This window comes from Pseudomonas inefficax (assembly GCF_032164165.1).
Taxonomy (GTDB): Bacteria; Pseudomonadota; Gammaproteobacteria; order Pseudomonadales; family Pseudomonadaceae; genus Aquipseudomonas; species Aquipseudomonas inefficax.
Genome location: NZ_CP134401.1, coordinates 1,951,350 through 1,972,195, shown reverse-complemented (window position 1 = coordinate 1,972,195; position 20,846 = coordinate 1,951,350). Strand labels below are relative to the sequence as shown.

Sequence of the window (20,846 nt, the reverse complement as noted above, 5' to 3'; positions counted from 1 at the left end):
GAGCGGGTTTACCCGCGAAGAGGACGGCACAGGCGCCTGAGATCAGGAACTATGCACCGGATCCACCTTGGCTTCCCGCTGATTGGCCCAGTACTGGATCAGCTCTCGCAACTGTGACAATTCCACAGGCTTGGCCATGTGCCCGTCCATGCCCGCCAGGCGGGCGCGTTCCTTGTGTTCAGCAAGTATGTGCGCGGTCAGCGCCACCACTGGGGTGCGCTGGCGCTGGTTGGCGGCTTCCCAGGCGCGTAGCTGCTGGGTGGCCGAGAATCCGTCCAGTATCGGCATTTCGCAGTCCATCAGCACCAGGTCATAGTGCTGCGCCTTCATCGCCTGCAAGGCCTCTTCCCCATTGCTGGCAGTGTCGGGCTCGAGGTTGAGCTTGCCGAGCATGCCGCGGATCACCTTGGTCGAAATGCTGTTGTCCTCGGCGACCAGCACGCGGAAGTCGCCGGGCAGGTCCAGTGCCTGGGGGCTGCCGGGCAAACTGGGCGGTACGGCTTGCTCGCGGCCGCGTTGGGCCAGCTCTTCGGCCAGGGTGGTTTTCAGCGTGTAGCCGGCCACCGGCTTGGCGAGGATCCGCTTGACCCCGGCGTTGCGCGCTATGACCTTGCTCGGCGCATTGCTGATGCCAGTGAGCATCACTACCAGGATGTCGTGGTTCAGGCTCGGGTCTTCCTTGATCTTGGCGGCCAGCTGCATGCCGGTCATGCCTGGCATGTTCTGGTCCAGCAGCACGGCATCGAAGTAGTCGCGCAGATGAGCCTTGGTGCGCAGCAGGGCCAGGGCTTCCTTGCCCGACGGGACTGCGCTGACGTTCATGCCCCAGGCGCTGCACTGCTGTACCAGCACCTTGCGGCAGGTGTCGTTGTCGTCCACCACCAGCACGCGGGCATCGCGCAGCGGGCTGTCGAGGTCTGCCGGTGGCTGTTCCAGGCGCGAAGGGTCCAGTGGCAGGGTCAGCCACAGGGTGTTGCCCATGCCGGTGCTGCTCTTGATGCCGAACTCACCCTGCATCAGGCCGATCAACTGCTTGGCGATGACCAGCCCCAGGTGGCCGCCCAGCTTGTTGCTGGAGAGGAAGTGATGGCTGTGCAACTCGGCCTGCAGCAGGGCTTCGCGGTCAGCGGCAGGCAACGGTTCGCCGCTGTCCTGAACGGCGATGCGCAGGCGCGGTACCTCGCCGCGCTGGTCCAATGCCACTACCAGCAGGATCTCGCCCTGGCTGGTGTTTTTCAGGGCATTCTCCAGCAGGCTCGACAAGGCCTGGCGCAGGCGCGTCGGGTCGCCGCTGATCACCCGTGGTACCTGCGGCTGGGTGAAGCTGATCAGTTCGATGTTCTGTTGTTCGGCCTTGGCGCGGAAGATGTTCAGGCAATCCTCGATCAGGGCGTTGAGGTCGAACTGCACGTCATCCAGTTCGATTTGCCGGGATTCCAGCTTGGAAATGTCGAGAATCTCGTTGATCAGCGTGAGCAGTTCGTTGCCGGCGCTGTGAATGGTCTGCACGTAGTCGCGCTGCTTGACCGACAGCGGCGTGCCCAGCAGCAGCTCGGTCATGCCCAGAACACCGTTCATGGGGGTGCGGATTTCGTGACTGATCTTGGCCAGGAACTCGGCCTTGGCGTTGATCTCGGCATCGCTGGCGGCCAGGGCGCGGCTGGCGCTGAAGCGCTCCTCGCTCATGCGTCGCAGGCGTTCGCTGACTGCCAGGTTGAGCAGCAGGCCGCTGGCCACGGTCAGGCCCAGCAGGATGCACAGCAGCCAGGGTGTCGAGGTACGAGTCAGGCCCAGCAGCGCCGGCAGCAGCACCAGGCCACCGAGGTTGAACACCACCATGGCCAGGCTGAACAGGCGTGCTGGCGCATAGCCCTTGTACCAGTGGTAGCTGCTGACCAGCAGCATGCTCACGCTGCCCAGGGCCATCAGGGCGTAGGTCATCAGGTTGAGCGGCAGGGTGTCGACGAACAGCAGCACCAATCCGCTCACCCCGGCCACCAGCATCTCGCCCTGCAGCAGGCGGTTGAGCCGTGGCGAGTTGCATGGCGAGAAGAAATGCTGGGTGAAACACAGCCCGGCCAGGCCGGCCAGGACCAGCGTCAGGTATGCGGCGGGTGTTTGCGCGCTATGCCACACGTGCCACCAGGGGCCGCTGAGGTTCAGCAGGATCAGGCCGCTGAGCAGCATCAGGCCATGGTACAGCGCCAGTATCAGGGTGGTGTTGGAGCGGCTGTAGAGGAAGCGGATCAGGTTGTGCAGGATCAGCATCACCAGCCCGCCGAACAGCATGCCGAACAGCAGTGGCTGGCGCTGGTCGGAGGCTGCCACGGCCGCAGGCTCCAGGCTGATGGCCGGGCGTAGCTGGTGTTCGGAAACCAGGCGCAGGTAGATATCCAGGGGTTGCTTGCTGTTGGGCAGGGGCAATACATGGTCGCTGCCGCGCAGGGTCGGGCTGGCATTGCCGGCCTGGCGCCCATGGTGCAGCTGACGCAGAAGCTGGTCGCCCTCGAGGGCGTAGAGGTCCAGGCCGGAAAGGTCTGGGGCGAAAACCCGCAGCAGTTGTTCCTGCTCGCCGGGCTCCAGGCGGTAGTGCAGCCACAGGGCCTGTTCCGCAGGTGCGGCATCCAGTTCGGCAAGTACCAGCGGGCTGAACTGGTTGCGGTAACGCTCGGAACGCACATCGCTCAGTTGCAGGTTGGCCTGTTCGTCGAGCAGAACGGCCCAGCCTCCGTCATGTTCGGCCGCAGCCGGGAACATGCAGAGCAAGGTCAGCAAGCTGACGATCAGAGCTGAGGCAATCCGAAGCCGACGCACTACGAAATCCCTTCTTAGCCAAGGTGCCGGGTATTAACTATGCGCGGCGCGCCAAGTCGAAGGCAAGGCCCCTCGGGGCCCTGTCGACGAGCCGGATGCCGCAGGCGCAAGGTGCTGGGCGCGCTGCGGCAGTCCGGTACCACTTACTGCTGGTGCTCACCGCGTTCGCGGGCGATGGCCCGGTAGCCGATGTCGGTGCGGTAGAAGCTGCCGTTCCAGCTTACTTCCTTGGCCAGGCGGTAAGCCTGCTGCTGCGCGTCGGCAACAGTGCTGCCCATGGCGGTGGCACACAGCACACGCCCACCGTTGGTGGTCACCTTGCCATCCTTGAGTGCGGTACCGGCATGGAACACCTTGCCTTCAATCTTCGCGGCAGCGTCCAGGCCGTTGATCACGTCACCCTTGGCGTAGTCGCCCGGGTAACCGCCGGCAGCCAGCACAACGCCCAGGCTCGGGCGCGGGTCCCACTGTGCTTCGACCTTGTCCAGTGCCTTGGCGAAGGCTGCTTCGACCAGCAGCACCAGGCTCGATTCCAGGCGCAGCATGACCGGCTGGGTCTCCGGGTCGCCGAAGCGGCAGTTGAACTCGATGACCTTGGGGTTGCCCGCCTTGTCGATCATCAGGCCGGCGTAGAGGAAGCCGGTATAGACGTTGCCTTCCTCGGCCATGCCGCGCACGGTCGGCCAGATCACCTGGTCCATCACGCGCTGGTGCACTTCGGCGGTGACTACCGGGGCAGGGGAGTAGGCACCCATGCCGCCGGTGTTCGGGCCGGTATCCTGGTCGCCGACGCGCTTGTGGTCCTGGCTGGTGGCCATGGGCAGCACGTTCTGGCCGTCGACCATGACGATGAAGCTGGCTTCCTCGCCGTCGAGGAACTCCTCGATGACCACGCGGGAGCCCGCATCGCCGAAGGCGTTGCCGGCCAGCATGTCACGCACGGCGGCTTCGGCTTCTTCCAGGGTCATGGCGACGATCACGCCCTTGCCCGCGGCCAGGCCGTCGGCCTTGATCACGATCGGCGCGCCTTTTTCCTGCAGGTAGGCCAGCGCCGGCTCGATTTCGGTGAAGTTCTGGTAGTCGGCGGTCGGGATCTTGTGACGCGCCAGGAAGTCCTTGGTGAACGCCTTGGAGCCTTCCAGCTGGGCCGCGCCCTTGGTCGGACCGAAGCAGTCCAGGCCGCGGCTGCGGAACAGGTCGACCACGCCGATGACCAGGGGTGCTTCCGGGCCGACGATGGTCAGGTCGACGTTCTTCTCGGCGAAGTCAGCCAGTTGCTCCAGGGCGCAAACGTCGATGGCAACGTTTTCGCACTTGGCTTCAATGGCGGTGCCGGCGTTGCCCGGTGCAACGAAGACTTTCTCGACGCGTGGGTCCTGGGCGACTTTCCAGGCCAGGGCGTGCTCACGGCCGCCGCTGCCGATGATCAAAACTTTCATGTCAAAACCTCTGTTTGGCGGCAGACCTCGTACCCTGTGGGAGCGGGTTCACCCGCGAATACGGCGGTGAACCCAGCATCGCATTCGCGGGTGAACCCGCTCCCACAGGGGCCGAGGGTCGGCCGGCCATCTTGATTAGTGGCGGAAGTGGCGCATGCCGGTGAAGACCATCGCGATACCTGCCTCGTCGGCAGCGGCGATGACTTCAGCATCACGCATCGAACCACCCGGCTGGATCACGGCGCTGATACCTACTTTAGCCGCATTGTCGATGCCATCACGGAACGGGAAGAACGCATCCGACGCCATGACTGCGCCCTGCACTTGCAGGCCGGCATGCTCGGCCTTGATTGCAGCAATGCGCGCGGAGTTGACGCGGCTCATCTGGCCGGCGCCGACGCCGATGGTCTGGCGCTGCTTGGCGTAGACAATGGCGTTGGACTTGACGAACTTGGCCACTTTCCAGGCAAACACCAGGTCGTGGATCTCTTGCTCGGTCGGCGCACGCTTGGTGACGATCTTCAGGTCATCGGCAGTGATCATGCCGATATCGCGGCTTTGGACCAGCAGGCCACCGTTGACACGCTTGAAGTCCCAACCGGCTGCGCGCTCGGCTGGCCACTCGCCGCACTCCAGCAGGCGTACGTTCTGCTTGGCGGCAACCACGTCGCGCGCGGCCTGGGAGATTTTCGGGGCGATGATCACTTCGACGAACTGGCGGTCGACGATGGCCTTGGCGGTTTCGCCGTCCAGTTCGCGGTTGAAGGCGATGATGCCGCCGAACGCCGACTCGGTGTCGGTGGCGTAGGCCAGGTCGTAGGCCTTGCGAATGCCGCCTTCGTCCTCAGGTACCACGGCCACGCCGCATGGGTTGGCGTGCTTGACGATGACGCAGGCCGGCTTGACGAAGCTCTTCACGCACTCCAGTGCGGCGTCGGTGTCGGCAACGTTGTTGAACGACAGTTCCTTGCCCTGCAACTGGATGGCGGTGGAAACGCTGGCCTCGCCTTTCTTCGCTTCTACGTAGAACGCCGCGCTCTGGTGCGGGTTCTCGCCGTAGCGCATTTCCTGGGCCTTGACGAACTGGCTGTTGAAGGTGCGCGGGAACTCGCTGCGGCCTTCGGTGCTCAGGGTTTCTTTGGCCTGGTCGATGGTGCCCATGTAGTTGGCGATCATGCCGTCGTAGGCAGCGGTGTGTTCGAACGCCTTGAGCATCAGGTCGAAGCGCTGGGCGTAGGTCAGGCCACCGGCCTTGAGGCCTTCGACGATGCCGGCGTAGTCGCTGGCGTTGACCACGATGGCCACGTCCTTGTGGTTCTTGGCAGCCGAACGGACCATGGTCGGGCCGCCGATGTCGATGTTCTCGATGGCGGTCGGCAGGTCACAGCCAGGCTTGGAAATGGTCGCTTCGAACGGGTACAGGTTGACCGCTACCAGGTCGATCGGCTTGATGCCGTGCTCGTTCATGATGGCATCGTCGGTGCCGCGACGGCCGAGGATGCCACCGTGGATTTTCGGGTGCAGGGTCTTGACCCGGCCATCCATCATTTCGGCGAAGCCGGTGTAGTCGGCCACTTCCACCGCGTTGACGCCGTTGTCCTTGAGCAGCTTGTAGGTGCCGCCGGTGGACAGGATCTCGACACCGAGCTGCTGCAGCTCACGGGCGAATTCGAGGATACCGGTCTTGTCGGAGACGCTGATCAGGGCGCGGCGGACTGGCAGGCGGGTAGTCTGGTCGGTCATTTCGGGTTCCAATAACGCGGTGGAGTCAGCAAAAAAGGCGCCTCTGTTCAGGGAGCCGCCTTTTCTGGTTGGGATTCTGGCTTACAACAAGTCGTACTGCTTGAGCTTCTTGCGCAGGGTACCTCGGTTCAGCCCGAGCATCTCGCTGGCCTTGGTCTGGTTGCCCTTCACGTAGTTCATCACGCATTCGAGCAGGGGCGCCTCGACTTCGGAGAGCACCAGGTTGTACACGTCCGTCACGGTCGCGCCTTCCAGGTGGGCGAAGTAGTTGTGCAGCGCCTTCTCGACGCTGTCGCGAAGGGTCTGGCCCTCTTCGCTCGGCGTGTTGAGGTGCTGTTTCAGGTTGGCGTTGTCGCTCACGGGCGTTGTTCCACTCACAAATGTCTCGGTCATCATCGTCATGCGGCCACCCCTTGTCCGTCCTCTGTCTCAAGGCTCTGTCGACGTTCGCTGAAAAACGCGCGAACGTTGGCGCACTGCGCTTGTGTGTCTTCCAAAGCGTTGAACCGGGAGCGAAACTCCTTGCCGCCGGGTCGTGTTGCCAGGTACCAGCCAACGTGCTTGCGGGCGATACGTACGCCCATCACATCGCCATAGAAGGCATGCAGCGCGGCCAGGTGCTCCAGCAGGATGCGTTCCACTTCGTCCAGCTGCGGCGCTGGCAGGTGTTCGCCAGTGCGCAGGTAATGCTCGATCTCGCGAAAGATCCATGGCCGCCCCTGGGCGGCACGGCCGATCAACAGGCCATCGACCCCGGTGGCGTCCAGCACCGCCCGGGCCTTTTCTGGCGAGGTGATATCGCCGTTGGCGAAAACCGGGATCGACACCGCCTGCTTGATCGCAGCGATGGTGTCGTATTCGGCTTCGCCGGTGTACAGGTCGGCGCGTGTGCGGCCATGCACCGCCAGCGCCTGGATGCCGGCCTGCTCGGCGATCCTCGCCACGTTCAGGCCGTTCTTGTTCGCCCGGTCCCAACCGGTGCGGATCTTCAGGGTCACCGGAACGTCCACGGCGCCGACCACGGCGTGGAGAATCTCGCTGACCAAGGCTTCATCTCTCAATAAAGCAGAGCCTGCGGCTTTGTTGCAGACTTTTTTTGCCGGGCAGCCCATGTTGATATCAATGATCTGGGCACCCGCTTCGACGTTGGCCTTTGCCGCCGCTGCCATCATCTGCGCATCACCGCCGGCGATCTGCACCGAGCGGGGCTCGGGATCACCTTCATGGATGCGGCGCAGGCTCGACTTGCGGCTGTTCCACAGGCTCATGTCGCTGGAGACCATTTCCGACACCACCATGCCGGCGCCCAGGCGCTGACAAAGCGTACGGAAAGGCTGGTCCGTGACCCCGGCCATGGGCGCGAGGATCAGGTTGTTACGTAGTGTGTATGGGCCGATGCGTACCGCCGACATAGGTGATCCCTGTTGTGGGGCCGAATCTTGGAGTTCGAAAAAGGGTTGGCATGATACCCGCTCTCGATGACCGGATAAAGATGGATTTGGATAAAATCTGAACAGTTGTCGGCTTATGACTTTTGGTACGGACGAGGCCCCAGGACCTTGCGCGGCCCCTGTGGGAGCGGGCGTGCCCGCGAAGCAGGCGGCGCAATGGGTGGCACGGGCTTCGCCCGTGTTCGCGGGCACGCCCGCTCCCACAGGGTCGGTGGCTATTCCGGCGAGCGGAAGCTCAGGCTGTAGTTCACTGCCTTCGGCCCTGGGTCGAGGATGTCCAGGGCGATATGGATTGGGGTCTGGCTGGGCATTTCGCCACGCCCGGCCAGTTCGCCCGACAGGTACTCGCTGGGCTTGAAGCGCCGGCTGGCGATCAGCTGGCCATTGAGATCGGCGAAGCGCAGCTCCAGCAGCGGGAAAGGCTGGGCGAACGGTGCGCGGTTGTAGATGATCGCATCGACGATCAGCGCGCCCTTGAAGTCCGGGTGGCTGCGGACCACCAGGTTGCTGCTCTTGATTCGGGCGATATCGACGCGGGTCGGCACCTCGCAGCCGACCAATGGGCAGACTTGCTGGAAAAGCGGCCGATATTGGTCCTGGCGGGCCATTTCGTCGAAATGGAACCACACGTACTGGAACGCCAGCAAGCCAGCGGCCAGCAGGGTCAGGAAGCCCCACAACAGGCGCTTGCCCCAGTTGGGTGCGGGCTTTTCCCAGCCCAGCTGCAGCGGGTCGTCGACCACATCGACCAGCGGCTCCTTGCGCGCCGGCCGCTCGGCTTTGCCGGCAAGGCCTGGCTCCAGGCGTTCGCCGGGTAGCGGCTCGACAGGCTCGTCATCGCGCGCTGACAGGCGCAGCTCCAGCGGCTCGTCATCGCGGGCGCTCAGGCCCAGTATGGGGGCTTCATCATCGCTGGCTCTCAGCGGGTCGTCGAATTCGGGGTGATCATCGATTTCGGCGGCAGGGTGGACCGGTGGCTCGTCGTCGATGTCCAGGTCCAGATTGCCGCTTAATGTCGGCTCGGTCCGCTCGCCAGGGGCGGGTTGCAGATTCAGCTCCAGGGGCTCCGGCTCCCGCAGCACGGGCGCGGGTTCAATTTCCGGTTGCGGTTCGAACGGCTCATCGGTAGCCGTACCGAACAGGTCGTCGGCATGTTCGTCCGGGTGCAGTTCGTCACGCCGCGCCTGCAGGCCGTCATCCTGGCTTGCCGGGCGAGCCGTGGCCGGTTGGCCGCGGCGTTCCAGGCGCTCCAGCTCCATGTCGAGGTCGAGCGCCTCCAGCGCCTGGGAGGTAAGCGCCCAGTCCTCGTCCGGGGTGATGCCCGGCGCGCTGGCGACAGGCTCGGGTTCGATCGCCGGTTCGATCGCCTCGACCGGCGGCTCGGCAGGGGCAGCTGGCATCGGCGCCGACACCGCAGGGGCGCTGGCTCCGCTGGCGCGGTTCTGCTCCAGCAGCTGCCTGGCGGCGTTGAACACCTGCAGGCAGTGGCCGCAGCGCACTACGCCGCGGGCCACGCTCAACTGGTGATGGGTGACGCGAAAGCTGGTCTGGCAATGCGGGCACTGGGTGACGAAACTGTCGGTCATGCGGCGATCCGGGAGCTATGCAGAAAAGTATTCTAGGCCCGCTTAGCGGCGGCGACCACTGATGCGCACCCAGCCGTCGCGCACGACGATCGGGTCCAGCTCGAAGTCGGCGGCATACGCGGTGGCAACTTCCTCACCTTGCTCGGCGAGGATACCCGACAGTGCCAGCAGGCCACCTGGGCGGACCAGGCCGGACAGTTGCGGTGCCAGCGACACCAGCGGGCCGGCGAGGATGTTGGCGACCAATACATCGGCCTGCATGGCCGGCATGTTCTCGGGCAGGTACAGCGCCAGCTTCTCGTCGGCGATGCCGTTGCGCTGGGCGTTGTCGCGCGAAGCCTCGATCGCCTGCACGTCGATGTCGGTACCGACCGCCTCACGGGCGCCCAGCAGCAGCGCGGCGATGGCCAGGATGCCCGAGCCGCAGCCGAAGTCCAGCACCTGGGTGCCTTCGAGCTGCTGGCCGTCGAGCCATTCCAGGCACAGGGCAGTGGTGGGGTGCGTGCCGGTACCGAACGCCAGGCCCGGGTCGAGCAGCAGGTTCACCGCGTCCTGTTCCGGGGCCTCGTGCCAGCTGGGCACGATCCACAGGCGGCGGCCGAAGCGCATCGGCTGGAAGTTGTCCATCCAGCTACGTTCCCAGTCCTGGTCCTCGATCACCTCGGCCTGGTGCTCGGGCAGCTCGGCGCCGGTCAGCAGGCGCAGGTGGGCGAATACCTGCTCAGGGTCGGCATCGGCCTCGAACAGGGCCAGCAGGTGGGTATGCGACCACAGCGGAGTGGTGTTGAGGTCTGGTTCGAAGATCGGTTGATCCTCGGCATCCATGAACGTGACCGAGACGGCACCCACTTCGAGCAGGGCGTCTTCGTAGGTTTCGGCTTGTTCCGGGCTGATGGCCAGGCGTACTTGCAGCCAGGGCATGGCGGGCACCTTTGGTAAATCGACAGGGGCAGCCCAAGGCTGCGCGAAGGCTGGCAGTTTACGCGAGTGCGGTGGGTTTGTAGAGGAGGCCTGGCGCAGACCCTGTGAGGGCTACTGCCTAGCGCAACATTGAAATCCTGGCATGAACCCTGTGGGAGCGGGCGCGCCCGCGAACACGGGCGAAGCCCGTGCCATCCACCGCGGTGCCTGCTTCGCGGGCATGCCCGCTCCCACAGAATGGGGTGCTTCAGATAAAGCAGAGGGAAAGCGACTCAGCTATATAAGCAGGCTTCTCTTCCCCATCGATCTCCAGCGTGGCAATCGCCTTGAGCAACCACTGCCCCGGCCTTTTTTCCGTCACCTCGGCCAGGTCCACCTTCAGCCGCACCTGGCTGTCGACCTTGACCGGCTGGATGAACCGTACGCTGTCCAGGCCATAGTTCACCACCATCTTCAGCCCTTCGGGAAGGACCAGGATGTCCTCGATCAGCTTGGGAATCAGCGACAACGTCAGGAAACCGTGGGCGATCGTGCTGCCGAACGGGGTTTTCGCCGCCTTTTCCGGGTCGACATGGATGAACTGGAAGTCGCCCGTGGCTTCGGCGAACAGGTTGATGCGCTGCTGGTCGATCTTCAGCCAGGCCGAGTGGCCCAGTTCCTTACCAACGTACTGCGAAAGCTCTGTAACCGGTACATGGGGCATCGCGGACTCTCCGAGTTGTAAGTTGGCACGAAAGTGCAAGATCAGCACGACGAACCGTATCAGTCAAGTTGCGCGCTTTTCGACGAATATCGGTATGTGGCGGCACGTGCTTATAATGACGGCCATGCTCGAGGGAGATGCTTATGCTGTTGCGTGGTTTGACCTGGCTGGTGCTGTTCCAGCTGCTGGGGACGGCGATCAACCACCTGTTGGTGCCGTTTCTGCCGGGGCCGATCATCGGCCTGTTGCTGCTGTTGTTCTTCCTCATGGCCCGTGGAGAGGTGGGCAAGCCGCTGAACGAGGCCGCCAGCAGCCTGCTGCGTTACCTGCCGCTGTTGCTGGTGCCGCCGGCGGTGGGGGTAATGGTGTATGCCAAGGATATTGCCGCCGACTTCTGGGCCATTGCCGGTGCCTTGCTGATCTCCTGCCTTGTCACCCTGGTGTTCGTCGGCGTATTGATGCAAAAGCTCATCCACCGCCAGGGCCGACGCGAGGAGCAGCCATGATGCTCGACTGGCAAGGCGCACTGGATGCGGTCGTTCATCATCCGTTGTTCGGTATTGGCATCACGCTTGGGGCCTACCAGGTGGTACTGGCGGCCTACGAGAAGACCCGCTGGATCTTCCTGCAGCCGGTACTGGTGTCGATGCTGCTGGTGATCGGCGTGTTGCTGGTGTGTGGCATCGACTACAGCGAATACCGCAAGAGCACCGAAATCATGAACATCTTGCTGGGGCCTGCCACCGTGGCCCTGGCCGTGCCGCTCTACCTCAACCTGCGGCGTATCCGGCAGCTGTTCTGGCCCACATTTACTACGCTGGTAGTCGGAGGCCTGTTCGCCACGCTGTGCTGCCTGTTGCTGGTCTGGTGGTTCGGTGCCGAGCACATGATCCTCATGACCATGGCGCCGAAGTCGGTGACCTCGCCGATCGCCATGCTGGTGGCCGAGCAGATTGGCGGCGTGGCGGCCCTGGCTGCGGTGTTCGTGTTGATTACCGGGGTGATCGGAGCAATCTTCGGCCCGGCGCTGCTGAGCCGTTTTGGCGTGCATAGCCCCGAGGCGCGCGGCATGTCGCTGGGCGTAACGGCACACGCGGTGGGCACTTCGGTGGCCCTGCAGGAAAGTGACGAATGCGGCGCCTTTGCCGCGCTGGCGATGAGCCTGATGGGGGTGGCCACGGCGGTGTTCCTGCCGCTGGCGGTCAGCCTGGTGGCTTGAGGACTTGTGATGACGCTACCGCTGTTTCCCCTCAATACCGTGCTGTTTCCTGGTTGTTTCCTCGATTTGCAGATTTTCGAGGCGCGCTACCTGGACATGATCGGGCGCTGCATGAAGCGGGGCGAAGGTTTTGGCGTGGTATGCATCCTGGAAGGCGAGCAGGTTGGCAAGGCGCCGCCAGTGGTCGCCTCGATCGGCTGCGAGGCAGTGATCCGTGACTTCGTGCAGCAGGATAACGGCTTGCTGGGTATCCGCGTGGAAGGTGTGCGACGCTTCAATCTGGACAGCACCGAGGTGCAGAAGGATCAGTTGCTGGTAGGGCAGGTGCAATGGTTGCCGGAGCAGGTGGACAGCCCGTTGCTCGAGGTGGACGAAGACCTGCTGGCGTTGCTGGTGGCCCTGGGCGAGCACCCGATGGTCGAAGCCCTGGACATGCCGCGCCCGGTGGGCGGGCGCCAGGCGTTGGCCAACCAGCTGGCGTATCTGCTGCCGTTCATGGAAGAGGACAAGCTGGATCTGCTCAGCCTCGACTCGCCACAGGAGCGGTTGGGCGAGATCCAGAAGCTGCTGGAGAGGATTCAGGGAGAGCTGTTTGCCTGATAGTGATGTGTTGCCAGTACCGGCCTCTTCGCGGGTAAACCCGCTCCCACAGGTACTGCATCAAGCCTGAGAACGGCGCTATCTCTGGGAGCGGGTTTACCCGCGAAGAGGCCATATCAATACTGATACCGCAGCAAAGCCTGCGGCAGCGCATGCATGGCAAAGAAAGCCAGCAATGCGACACATGCCGGCAACACCAGCCACCACACCCGCAGTGGCAATGCCGGCAGGGTCTGGTGACGCTGCGCCAGTGCCAGGCTGAGCGCGCACACACAGCATGCCAGCAAGGCCCCGGCGAGGATATCAGTCGGCCAGTGCGCGCCCAGATACACCCGTGACAGGGCAATCGCCAGCGCCGGAATGCAGCCCAGCATTACCCAGGTCAGGCGCATCCGCGGCGGCTGCCCGCGCCCGGCCAGCACCGCCATTACCAGGAAGAACGCAAACGACGCCGAGCTGTGTCCGCTGGGCATGCTGTAGCTGGTCAGCGGGTCACTCAGCACTTCCGGGCGGGCCCGCGCGAACAGCCATTTCAGCGTGCCATTGGCAAATGCCGTACCCATCAGCGTGCCCGCGGCGAACATCGCATGCCGCCACTGCCGGGCAAGCAGCAGCAGGCCTGTCAGCAGGCCGCCTAGGAATAACTGGGTGCGGAAGTCGCCCAGCCGGGTCACCAGCACCACGGCGCCGTCGATGGCCTGGCTGCGGTGCTCCTGCACCAGTGTCATCACGCCCTGGTCGAACTCGTGCAGGTAGGGCCAGCCGAGGAATACCCCGGCCAAGGCAAGGAAACTCATGCCGGCGATCAGCCGGGTGCCGTGGCGTTGATCGCGAATGCTGGTGTTCAGGCTCAGCCCGATGATGACTGCCAGGGTGCCGGCGATGATCCCGGCGTCCAGCCAGAAGCCTTCCGGCAAGGGTAGGCGCATGGCTGCGCCGGTAGCCCAGCCGGGCAGCAAATAAGCCACCGCCCAGCCGGCACCGGCCACCAGGCTGACGGCGATGAAGCGCGGCAGCGGCATGTCAAACATGCCGGCGACCATCGGCAGCATCGGCCGCAACGGCCCGATGAAACGCCCTACCAGCAGGCTGGCGATGCCGTAGCGCTGGAAGTAGGCCTCGGCGCTGCCTATCCATTCCGGATGGTGGCGCAGCAGGGGCAGGCGGCGAATGTTCTGATGGAAGTACTTGCCCACCGTGTACGACAAGGCATCGCCAACCAGGCCGCCGAGAAAGCCCAGCAGGAGGGTTTCGCCCAGGCTGAAGGTGCCGCTGCCGGCCAGTACCGCTACCGCGAACAGTAGTACGGTGCCTGGCACGATGATGCCGGCAATGGCCAGGCATTCGATGCAGGCCACCAGGAATATTGCCAGGCCAAGCCACTGCGGGTTGGCGCTGAGCCAGCCAGTCAGGCTGTCGAGCCATTGGCCCATGGTTCAGCTTCCTTGTTCGAGAATGAAGAAGTCGCGGCCTTCGACTTGGCCACGACGTAACGGGTTCCGCGTGCAGAAACGGGCGTACTCGGCATCGACGAAACGGTAGGGCAGGTGCTCGTCGCGGCCATGCGGGATGCCCAGGCGGGCAGCCTGGATCACCCGTGGCACGGCGTTGCCGCAATCCTCCACGTACAGGCGCTCGGCATCGAAACGCTGGGCATCCCAATGCGGCACCTTCAGGCCCAGCGCCCGGCACAGCAAGGTCTGGCCGGCGCACAGGCGCTCGACGGGGCGCAGATTGCCGCTGGCATCGGGGTTGTTCAGTTGCATCTGCGCCAGGCTGTTCGGCCCTGAACGGGCGTCCTGCCAAGGATAGGCCGACTTGATCAGCACGGCGTTGCCTGGCCCGTGGGCGCTGAAGTTCAGCGAGTCGCCGCCGCGCGCGTAGTACATATAGATGTGCCCGCCATCGAGGAACAATGCCTTGCGTTTCTCGGTGTAGCCGAGCGAGGCATGGCTGCCCTTGTCGGTGAGGTAGTAAGCCTCGGTCTCGATGATGCGCGCGGCCAACCAAAGGTCGCCGTGGCGATGGCGGATGACCTTGCCCAGCAAGGCCTTGGCCAGGGTTTGGGCATCGCGGTCGAAAAAGCTGTCGGGCAAGGCTGGCATGCGGGCGGTTCGCGGTTGGGAAGGCGGGGATGATAGCAATGAATGGCTTAATCGAGGCTGAATCAAGAGTGATGTTGGCAGGGTCGGCCTCTTCGCGGGTAAACCCGCTCCCACAGGAAACTTACAAGAATCGAGTCATGCAACCCCCTGTGGGAGCGGGTTTACCCGCGAATAGGCCGCAGTAGGAGAAAGAATTTTCGTTAAGCCCAGTTACATCTTTCCTACACAATGCCCCCAGCCATTTTCTACCATCCGCCACCCGCCGCTGGGCGTACACCTGCGCGCCAGTTATAATCAGCCGATTTCCCCTTCGCCAAGACACCGAACCCATGACTGAGTCCGTTCTTGACTATATGACCCGCCTGGGTCGCGCTGCCCGAGAGGCTTCCCGGGTGATCGGTCGTGCCAGCACCGCGCAGAAGAACCGCGCCCTGCAAGCTGCCGCCGACGCACTGGACGCCGCTCGTGCCGAGCTGACTGCTGCCAACGAGCTGGACCTGGCCGCCGGCCGCGCCAACGGCCTGGAGCCTGCGCTGCTCGATCGCCTGGCGCTGACCCCGGCGCGTATCGACGGCATGATCACCGGCCTGCGCCAGGTGGCCAGCCTGCCGGACCCGGTCGGTGCCATCCGCGACATGAGCTACCGCCCATCGGGTATTCAGGTCGGCAAGATGCGCACGCCGCTGGGGGTGATCGGGATCATCTACGAATCGCGCCCGAACGTGACCATCGATGCCGCCAGCCTGTGCCTGAAGTCTGGTAACGCGACCATCCTGCGTGGCGGCTCCGAAGCCATCCACTCCAACCGCGCCATCGCCACCTGCATCCAGCGTGGCCTGGCAGCTGCCGGCCTGCCGGCAGCCGTGGTGCAGGTGGTCGAGACTACCGACCGCGAAGCCGTGGGCGCGCTGATCAGCATGCCGGAATTCGTCGACGTCATCGTGCCGCGCGGTGGCCGTGGCCTGATCGAACGCATCAGCCGCGATGCCCGAGTGCCAGTGATCAAGCACCTGGACGGTATCTGCCATGTCTACGTCAGCCAGCACGCCGACCTGGACAAGGCCTGGCGCGTGGCGTTCAACGCCAAGACGTACCGCTACGGCATCTGTGGCGCCATGGAAACGCTGCTGGTCGACCAGCAGGTGGCCGAGCGCTTCCTGCCGGAAATGGCCCGCCGCTTCCTGGAGAAGGGCGTCGAACTGCGTGGCTGCGAGCGCACCCGGGCGATCATCGACGCCAAGCCGGCTACCGAGGCCGACTGGCACACCGAATACCTGGACGCGATCCTGTCGATCCGCGTGGTCGACGGCCTGGATCAGGCGATCGAGCACATCAACCACTATGGTTCGCACCACACCGATTCGATCATCAGCGAACACCAGGGCGAAGCCCGCCAGTTCATGGCCGAGGTCGACTCGGCGTCGGTCATGCTCAACACCCCGACCTGCTTTGCCGACGGCTTCGAGTACGGCCTGGGTGCGGAAATCGGCATTTCCACCGACAAGCTGCATGCCCGTGGCCCGGTCGGCCTGGAAGGCCTGACTTGCGAGAAGTACGTAGTGATCGGCGATGGCCAGCTGCGCGGCCAGGAGTCCTGCTGAGTTGAGCAAGGCCCAGGCAGTCCGGCGCATCGGCATTCTTGGCGGCACCTTCGACCCCGTGCATATCGGCCACCTGCGCAGCGCGCTGGAAGTGGCGGAGTTCATGGGGCTGGACGAGCTGCGTCTGCTGCCCAACGCCCGGCCGCCGCACCGTGACACCCCGCAGGTGGCCGCGCAGGACCGCCTGGCCATGGTGCAAGGCGCCGTGCAGGGCGTGCCCTGCCTGAGCGTGGATGCTCGCGAGCTGGCGCGCGACAAGCCGTCGTACACCATCGACACGCTGGAGTCGATCCGCGCCGAACTGGCCGCCGACGACCAGCTGTTCCTGGTGCTGGGCTGGGATGCCTTCTGTGGCCTGCCCGGCTGGCACCGCTGGGAAGAATTGCTGCAACACTGTCACATCCTGGTGCTGCAGCGCCCGGATGCCGACGTAGAACCCCCTGACGAGCTGCGCAACCTGCTGGCTGCGCGCTCGGAGAGCGATCCCACCGCCATGTCCGGCCCGGCGGGAAACATTTCGTTCGTCTGGCAGACGCCGCTTGCGGTGTCGGCTACACAGATCCGACAGCTGCTGGCCAGCGGCAAATCGGTGAGGTTCCTGGTGCCGGACGCCGTACTGGCCTATATCGAGGCGCACGAACTGTATCGTGCGCCCAACTGACGGTGCCTCCTGGCGCCTCATCCAACGAGTTGAACGAGTTTTATATGACCAAGCAGAAAATTTACGGCGAAGAACTGGTCGCAGTGACCAAGGCCGCGCTGGAAGACGTCAAGGCCCAGGACATCCAGGTCATCGACGTGCGTGAAAAGCACAGCCTGACCGACTACATGATCATTGCCACCGGTACCTCCAACCGCCAGATCAACGCGATGGCCGAAAAGGTCCGCGAAGCGGTCAAGGCCAAGGGTGCCCAGCCACTGGGTGAAGAAGGCAAGGGCGACAGCGACTGGGTGCTGCTGGACCTGAACGACGTCATCGTGCACATGATGACCGCCGCTGCCCGCCAGTTCTACGACCTGGAGCGCCTGTGGCAGGGTGCCGAGCAAAGCCGTGCCGCCGATGGCAAGCACCACAGCCCGGACCATGCCCACGAGTACTCCGACAAGCTCAAAGACCGCGAATGAGGAAAGCGCTGTGCGTCTGCGCCTGATCGCGGTCGGCTCGCGCATGCCGAAGTGGGTCGAGGAAGGCTGGCATGAATATGCCAAGCGCCTGCCCGCCGAGCTGTCGCTGGAGCTGGTGGAAATCCCGCTGAACACCCGAGGCAAGAATGCCGACGTCGCCCGCTTGATCCGTCAGGAGGGCGAAGCCATGCTGAGTAAGGTTCAGCCTGGGGAGCGCATCGTTACCCTCGAGGTACATGGCAAGCCCTGGAGTACCGAACAGCTGGCGACCGAGCTGGACCGCTGGCGCCTGGATGCGCGCACGGTGAATTTGATGGTGGGTGGCCCGGAAGGCCTGGCACCCGAGGTCTGCGCGCGCGCCGAGCAACGCTGGTCGCTGTCGCCGCTGACCTTGCCGCACCCGTTGGTAAGGATACTCATCGGCGAGCAGATCTACCGCGCCTGGACCGTGCTGTCCGGGCATCCTTACCATAAATGAGCCTGTAAGCAGTCCGATGTCGCAGCCGATCCGTCTCAAGGACCACGAGAAAGACGCCCGCCTGGTGCGCAACCGCGTCGTGGTCGGCGCAGTGGCGATCATGCTGCTCATTTGCGTGTTGATTGCGCGGCTGTATTACCTGCAGGTCATCCAGCACGACTATCACTCGACGCTGTCGGAGAACAACCGGGTGCATGTGCAGCCGATCCCGCCGACCCGCGGGTTGATCTTCGACCGCAACGGGGTGATCGTCGCCGACAACCGGCCCAGCTTCAGCCTGTCGATGACCCGCGAACGTGCGGGTAACTGGCAGGAAGTGCTGGATACCATCGTCGAAGTGCTGGAACTGACGCCCGACGACCGCGCCCTGTTCGAGAAGCGCATGCGCCAGGGTCGCCGGCCGTTCGAGCCGGTGCCGATCCTGTTCGAACTCAACGAAGAGCAGATCGCCCGTGTGGCGGTGAACCAGTTCCGCCTGCCGGGCGTGGAAGTGGTGGCCCAGTTGGTGCGCCATTACCCGCAGGGCGCGCACTTCGCCCATTCGGTGGGGTATGTGGGGCGGATCAACGAGAAAGAGCTGAAAACCCTCGACCCGGTGAACTACAGCGGCACCCACCACATCGGCAAGACCGGCATCGAACGCTTCTACGAAGCCGACCTGCATGGCCAGGTGGGCTACGAGGAAGTCGAGACCAACGCCCGCGGCCGCGTGCTGCGGGTGCTCAAGCGCACCGACCCGAAACCGGGCAAGGACATCGTGCTGAGCCTGGACATCAAGCTGCAGGAGGCCGCCGAGGCTGCCCTGGGTGGCCGGCGTGGTGCGGTGGTGGCGCTCGACCCGCGTACCGGCGAGGTGCTGGCGATGGTCAGCCAGCCCAGCTTCGACCCCAACCTGTTCGTCACCGGCATCGGCTTCAAGGCCTATGCCGAACTGCGCGATTCGATCGACCGACCGTTGTTCAATCGCGTGCTGCGCGGCCTGTACCCACCGGGCTCGACCATCAAGCCGGCAGTGGCCATCGCCGGCCTGGACAGCGGTGTGGTCAATGCCGGCAGCCGGGTGTTCGACCCGGGCTACTACCAGCTGCCCAACTACGATCACAAATACCGTAACTGGAACCGCTCGGGCGATGGCTGGGTCGACCTGGACGCCGCGATCATGCGTTCCAACGACACCTACTTCTACGACCTTGCCCACAAGATGGGCATCGATCGGCTGTCCAGCTACATGAACAAGTTCGGCATCGGCCAGCGGGTTTCCCTCGACATGTTCGAGGAATCCGCCGGGCTGATGCCGTCGCGCGAGTGGAAGCGCGCCACCCGCCGCCAGGCCTGGTTCCCCGGAGAAACCCTGATCCTCGGCATCGGCCAGGGCTACATGCAGGCCACGCCGCTGCAACTTGCCCAGGCCACTGCGCTGATCGCCAACAAGGGCGTGTGGAACCGCCCGCACCTGGCCAAGACCATCGAAGGCCAGCCGCCGGTGGACGACAACCCCATGGAAAACATCGTGCTGCGTGACAAGTCCGACTGGGCCAAGGTCACTCATGGCATGGAGCAGGTGATGCACAACGCTCGTGGTACCGCACGCAAGGCGGCCATCGGCTCGCAGTACCGCATTGCCGGCAAGAGTGGTACGGCCCAGGTGGTGGCGATCAAGCAGGGCGAGAAGTACGACCGCAACAAGCTGCAGGAGCGCCACCGCGACCACGCCCTGTTCGTCGCCTTCGCCCCGGCCGAGGACCCGAAGATCGTTGTTTCGGTCATGGTCGAGAACGGTGAGTCCGGCTCGGGCGTCGCCGCCCCGGTGGTGCGCCAGGTGATGGACGCCTGGCTGCTTGACGAAAATGGCCGGCTCAAGCCCGAGTTCGCGCCTGCCACGGTTACCCAGGAATCAGCCCTGTGATGAACAATTTCGATCGCATGCTCTCCAGCGAGGATGTGATGCGTAGGCGCGCCAGCTTTCTGCAGCGCATCCACGTCGACGGCCCTTTGCTGATCATTCTGCTGACCCTTGCGGCCGGCAGCCTGTTTGTCCTGTATTCGGCCAGTGGCAAGAACTGGGACCTGCTGCTCAAGCAGGCCACCTCGTTCGGTATCGGCCTGGTGTCGATGTTCATCATCGCCCAGCTGGAGCCGCGCTTCATGGCCCGTTGGGTGCCGCTGGCTTACCTGGCCGGGGTGCTGCTGCTTGTGGTGGTGGACGTGATGGGCCACAACGCCATGGGCGCCACACGCTGGATCAACATCCCCGGGGTGATCCGCTTCCAGCCCTCGGAGTTCATGAAGATCATCATGCCGGCGACCATCGCCTGGTACCTGTCCAAGCGCACCTTGCCGCCGCATCTGAAACATGTGGCGATCAGCCTGGTGCTGATCGGCGTGCCGTTCATCCTGATCGTGCGCCAGCCCGACCTGGGCACGGCGCTGCTGATCCTTGCCTCCGGGGCTTTCGTGCTGTTCATGGGCGGCCTGCGCTGGCGCTGGATCCTCAGCGTACTGGCGGCTGCGGTGCCAGTGGCGGTGGCGATGTGGTTCTTCGTCATGCACGACTACCAGAAGCAGCGGGTACTGACGTTCCTGGACCCGGAAAGCGATCCGTTGGGCACTGGCTGGAACATCATCCAGTCGAAGGCGGCCATTGGCTCGGGCGGCGTGTTCGGCAAGGGGTGGCTGCTGGGCACCCAGTCGCACCTGGACTTCCTGCCGGAAAGCCACACCGACTTCATCATCGCCGTTCTCGGCGAGGAGTTCGGCCTGGTCGGCATCTGCCTGCTGCTGATCGTCTACTTGCTGCTGATCGGCCGTGGCCTGATGATCACCGCCCAGGCGCAGACCCTGTTCGGCAAGCTGCTGGCGGGCAGCCTGACCATGACCTTCTTTGTATACGTGTTCGTCAATATCGGTATGGTCAGCGGCCTTCTGCCCGTGGTGGGCGTGCCGCTGCCCTTCATCAGCTATGGCGGAACTTCGTTGGTGACGCTGCTGTCAGCGTTTGGCGTTTTGATGTCGATCCACACGCACCGCAAATGGATCGCTCAGGTTTGAATAAGGTGAAGAA

The 20,846-nt window shown here is 64.2% G+C and carries 19 protein-coding genes; 9 read left to right on the top strand and 10 right to left on the bottom strand.

The window, feature by feature from the left end; translation table 11 throughout:
* Positions 1-42 precede the first annotated feature (42 nt).
* The 8 genes from RIN61_RS08860 to RIN61_RS08825 form a co-directional block, all read right to left on the bottom strand.
* A complete protein-coding gene (locus RIN61_RS08860; RefSeq protein WP_112253635.1) occupies positions 43-2,814 on the bottom strand; it encodes a hybrid sensor histidine kinase/response regulator in 2,772 nt (923 codons plus the stop codon).
* Between the two features lie 143 nt (positions 2,815-2,957).
* Positions 2,958-4,253 (bottom strand): phosphoribosylamine--glycine ligase, encoded by a 1,296-nt coding sequence (gene purD, locus RIN61_RS08855; RefSeq protein ID WP_075046492.1) that lies wholly within the window; start codon positions 4,251-4,253, stop codon positions 2,958-2,960.
* Positions 4,254-4,388: 135 nt separating this feature from the next.
* On the bottom strand, positions 4,389-5,996 hold the full coding sequence (gene purH / locus RIN61_RS08850; RefSeq protein WP_063911866.1) for a bifunctional phosphoribosylaminoimidazolecarboxamide formyltransferase/IMP cyclohydrolase: 1,608 nt from the start codon (positions 5,994-5,996) through the stop codon (positions 4,389-4,391).
* An 81-nt stretch (positions 5,997-6,077) separates the two neighbouring features.
* Entirely contained in the window at positions 6,078-6,398 is a 321-nt protein-coding gene (gene fis / locus RIN61_RS08845) for a DNA-binding transcriptional regulator Fis (RefSeq protein ID WP_019099786.1), read from the bottom strand.
* Complete coding sequence (gene dusB, locus RIN61_RS08840) at positions 6,395-7,408, bottom strand: tRNA dihydrouridine synthase DusB (protein ID WP_046613238.1); 1,014 nt, start codon at positions 7,406-7,408, stop codon at positions 6,395-6,397. The genes fis and dusB overlap by 4 nt, the downstream gene beginning before the upstream one ends.
* Positions 7,409-7,662: 254 nt before the next feature.
* Positions 7,663-9,033 (bottom strand): DUF3426 domain-containing protein, encoded by a 1,371-nt coding sequence (locus RIN61_RS08835; RefSeq protein ID WP_313856766.1) that lies wholly within the window; start codon positions 9,031-9,033, stop codon positions 7,663-7,665.
* A 42-nt stretch (positions 9,034-9,075) separates the two neighbouring features.
* Positions 9,076-9,954 (bottom strand): 50S ribosomal protein L11 methyltransferase, encoded by an 879-nt coding sequence (gene prmA / locus RIN61_RS08830; protein WP_313856764.1) that lies wholly within the window; start codon positions 9,952-9,954, stop codon positions 9,076-9,078.
* 247 nt (positions 9,955-10,201) lie between these two features.
* Positions 10,202-10,657, bottom strand: coding sequence for a MaoC family dehydratase (locus tag RIN61_RS08825; protein WP_112253632.1), 456 nt, complete (start codon positions 10,655-10,657; stop codon positions 10,202-10,204).
* 143 nt (positions 10,658-10,800) lie between these two features.
* Here RIN61_RS08825 and RIN61_RS08820 point away from each other — a divergent pair, with 143 nt between their 5' ends.
* The 3 genes from RIN61_RS08820 to RIN61_RS08810 are packed head-to-tail and all read left to right on the top strand — an operon-like array spanning position 10,801 to position 12,476.
* Positions 10,801-11,163, top strand: a complete 363-nt coding sequence (locus tag RIN61_RS08820) for a CidA/LrgA family protein (protein WP_046613232.1) — start codon at positions 10,801-10,803, stop codon at positions 11,161-11,163.
* Positions 11,160-11,876: an LrgB family protein gene (locus tag RIN61_RS08815; protein ID WP_313856761.1), complete on the top strand. Its 717-nt coding sequence runs from the start codon at positions 11,160-11,162 to the stop codon at positions 11,874-11,876. The genes RIN61_RS08820 and RIN61_RS08815 overlap by 4 nt, the downstream gene beginning before the upstream one ends.
* 9 nt (positions 11,877-11,885) lie before the next feature.
* Complete coding sequence (locus RIN61_RS08810) at positions 11,886-12,476, top strand: LON peptidase substrate-binding domain-containing protein (RefSeq protein ID WP_112253631.1); 591 nt, start codon at positions 11,886-11,888, stop codon at positions 12,474-12,476.
* 116 nt (positions 12,477-12,592) lie between these two features.
* Here RIN61_RS08810 and RIN61_RS08805 read toward each other — a convergent pair whose 3' ends face one another.
* Both RIN61_RS08805 and RIN61_RS08800 read right to left on the bottom strand, forming a co-directional pair.
* Positions 12,593-13,909, bottom strand: a complete 1,317-nt coding sequence (locus RIN61_RS08805; RefSeq protein ID WP_112253630.1) for a bifunctional DedA family/phosphatase PAP2 family protein — start codon at positions 13,907-13,909, stop codon at positions 12,593-12,595.
* 3 nt (positions 13,910-13,912) lie between these two features.
* The gene (locus tag RIN61_RS08800; RefSeq protein ID WP_112253629.1) at positions 13,913-14,581 is read right to left on the bottom strand and encodes a DNA-3-methyladenine glycosylase; all 669 of its coding nucleotides are present in this window, start codon (positions 14,579-14,581) and stop codon (positions 13,913-13,915) included.
* 329 nt (positions 14,582-14,910) lie between these two features.
* On the opposite strand from RIN61_RS08800, the gene RIN61_RS08795 reads away from it, so the two are divergent.
* From RIN61_RS08795 to rodA, 6 genes are read left to right on the top strand one after another with little or no spacing between them, the layout of a single operon-like run.
* Positions 14,911-16,182, top strand: a complete 1,272-nt coding sequence (locus RIN61_RS08795) for a glutamate-5-semialdehyde dehydrogenase (RefSeq protein ID WP_112253627.1) — start codon at positions 14,911-14,913, stop codon at positions 16,180-16,182.
* Positions 16,151-16,843, top strand: coding sequence for a nicotinate-nucleotide adenylyltransferase (nadD, locus tag RIN61_RS08790; RefSeq protein WP_112253626.1), 693 nt, complete (start codon positions 16,151-16,153; stop codon positions 16,841-16,843). The genes RIN61_RS08795 and nadD overlap by 32 nt, the downstream gene beginning before the upstream one ends.
* A 44-nt stretch (positions 16,844-16,887) precedes the next feature.
* Positions 16,888-17,307 (top strand): ribosome silencing factor, encoded by a 420-nt coding sequence (rsfS, locus tag RIN61_RS08785; protein WP_009685825.1) that lies wholly within the window; start codon positions 16,888-16,890, stop codon positions 17,305-17,307.
* 10 nt (positions 17,308-17,317) lie between these two features.
* Positions 17,318-17,785, top strand: a complete 468-nt coding sequence (rlmH, locus tag RIN61_RS08780; RefSeq protein WP_003249722.1) for a 23S rRNA (pseudouridine(1915)-N(3))-methyltransferase RlmH — start codon at positions 17,318-17,320, stop codon at positions 17,783-17,785.
* Between the two features lie 16 nt (positions 17,786-17,801).
* Entirely contained in the window at positions 17,802-19,691 is a 1,890-nt protein-coding gene (mrdA, locus tag RIN61_RS08775; protein WP_313856757.1) for a penicillin-binding protein 2, read from the top strand.
* A 38-nt stretch (positions 19,692-19,729) separates the two neighbouring features.
* Complete coding sequence (gene rodA, locus RIN61_RS08770) at positions 19,730-20,833, top strand: rod shape-determining protein RodA (protein WP_015271941.1); 1,104 nt, start codon at positions 19,730-19,732, stop codon at positions 20,831-20,833.
* The last annotated feature ends 13 nt before the right edge of the window (positions 20,834-20,846 follow it).

Coding starts and splice junctions, on each gene's coding strand:
- purD (WP_075046492.1), bottom strand. CDS start 4,253: ATGAAAGTTTTGATCATCGGCAGCGGCGGCCGTGAGCACGCCCTGGCC.
- purH (WP_063911866.1), bottom strand. CDS start 5,996: ATGACCGACCAGACTACCCGCCTGCCAGTCCGCCGCGCCCTGATCAGC.
- fis (WP_019099786.1), bottom strand. CDS start 6,398: ATGACGATGATGACCGAGACATTTGTGAGTGGAACAACGCCCGTGAGC.
- dusB (WP_046613238.1), bottom strand. CDS start 7,408: ATGTCGGCGGTACGCATCGGCCCATACACACTACGTAACAACCTGATC.
- RIN61_RS08835 (WP_313856766.1), bottom strand. CDS start 9,033: ATGACCGACAGTTTCGTCACCCAGTGCCCGCATTGCCAGACCAGCTTT.
- prmA (WP_313856764.1), bottom strand. CDS start 9,954: ATGCCCTGGCTGCAAGTACGCCTGGCCATCAGCCCGGAACAAGCCGAA.
- RIN61_RS08825 (WP_112253632.1), bottom strand. CDS start 10,657: ATGCCCCATGTACCGGTTACAGAGCTTTCGCAGTACGTTGGTAAGGAA.
- RIN61_RS08820 (WP_046613232.1), top strand. CDS start 10,801: ATGCTGTTGCGTGGTTTGACCTGGCTGGTGCTGTTCCAGCTGCTGGGG.
- RIN61_RS08815 (WP_313856761.1), top strand. CDS start 11,160: ATGATGCTCGACTGGCAAGGCGCACTGGATGCGGTCGTTCATCATCCG.
- RIN61_RS08810 (WP_112253631.1), top strand. CDS start 11,886: ATGACGCTACCGCTGTTTCCCCTCAATACCGTGCTGTTTCCTGGTTGT.
- RIN61_RS08805 (WP_112253630.1), bottom strand. CDS start 13,909: ATGGGCCAATGGCTCGACAGCCTGACTGGCTGGCTCAGCGCCAACCCG.
- RIN61_RS08800 (WP_112253629.1), bottom strand. CDS start 14,581: ATGCCAGCCTTGCCCGACAGCTTTTTCGACCGCGATGCCCAAACCCTG.
- RIN61_RS08795 (WP_112253627.1), top strand. CDS start 14,911: ATGACTGAGTCCGTTCTTGACTATATGACCCGCCTGGGTCGCGCTGCC.
- nadD (WP_112253626.1), top strand. CDS start 16,151: ATGGCCAGCTGCGCGGCCAGGAGTCCTGCTGAGTTGAGCAAGGCCCAG.
- rsfS (WP_009685825.1), top strand. CDS start 16,888: ATGACCAAGCAGAAAATTTACGGCGAAGAACTGGTCGCAGTGACCAAG.
- mrdA (WP_313856757.1), top strand. CDS start 17,802: ATGTCGCAGCCGATCCGTCTCAAGGACCACGAGAAAGACGCCCGCCTG.
- rodA (WP_015271941.1), top strand. CDS start 19,730: ATGCGTAGGCGCGCCAGCTTTCTGCAGCGCATCCACGTCGACGGCCCT.